This is a genomic window from Acinetobacter sp. AND/436 (assembly GCF_049546925.1).
GTDB lineage: Bacteria > Pseudomonadota > Gammaproteobacteria > Pseudomonadales > Moraxellaceae > Acinetobacter > Acinetobacter indicus.
The window spans coordinates 1-962 of sequence record NZ_JBMXBO010000042.1; the positions used below are offsets into that span (position 1 = coordinate 1).

Consider the following 962-nt stretch of genomic DNA (forward strand, 5'->3'; position numbering starts at 1 on the left):
AGTCATCTCGGAGCAAAGTCTATTCCCCGAAGCACGCTGGCACGAATCAATGAGCAGCAGCCTGCTGCCTTGTATCAACAGCTATTTTACAAGTTGCTTAAATACTATGAACACTCAAAAGTAGCTCATAAATTTCGCTTTAAGAATCCCTTGTATTCCTTGGATGCCAGTCATATTGACCTGTCGCTTTCCTTATGTGAATGGGCCAAAGTTCACGACTCAAAAGCCAGCATGAAACTCAGTATAGGATTGAATCACAGCAATGATATTCCTGAGTTTGTTGCAGTTGAAAATGGCAAAGAAAATGACATGGTACAAGGCCGCAAATTCCAGTTTCCTGCTGGCAGCATTGTAGTTTTTGATAAAGGCTATGTCGATTACCAATGGTATGCAAATCTGACTGCTCAAAACATTGGATTTGTCACACGTTTTAGGCCTAAATCTGTGTATCAGGTGATCCAGCAACATCCAGTGCTTGAATCCAAAGGTATTCTAAAAGATGAAACCATTCAGCTGAATAGCGCACATGCCCTAAAAAGAAAAGCCCCAGTGTTAAGAAGAATTGAATATAGAGATCAGCAAAGTGGCAAGCACTTTAGCTTTCTCAGCAATAACTTTCATTTAGCCGCCTCCACCATTGCGGCGATTTATAAAGATCGTTGGAAAGTTGAGCTGTTCTTTAAGGCGATTAAGCAGAATCTCAAATTAAAAGCGTTTCTAGGCCGCAGCAGGAACGCAATTCAGACACAAATCTGGATTGCGATGATCGCCTATTTATTGGTGAGTTTCGCTCGACATTTAGGAAAAACAGGTTGGACAGTTCAACGTTTACTCAGAATAATTCAAGTGAATTTGTTTGAAAGAAGAACTTTAAAAGCTTTATTTTCACCCGATAAAATACCCATAAAACAAGAGGAAGCTCAAATGAGCTTCCTCTTGTGAAAAATTGTGGGACAGCAATG

General features: G+C 40.2%; 1 protein-coding gene. It reads left to right on the plus strand.

Features of this window, described 5'->3' with window-relative positions:
• The coding region (locus ACPEPR_RS13795) for an IS4-like element ISAbe18 family transposase (protein WP_423562565.1) at window positions 1-942 on the plus strand (942 nt) is incomplete at its 5' end.
• Between the last annotated feature and the right edge of the window lie 20 nt (window positions 943-962).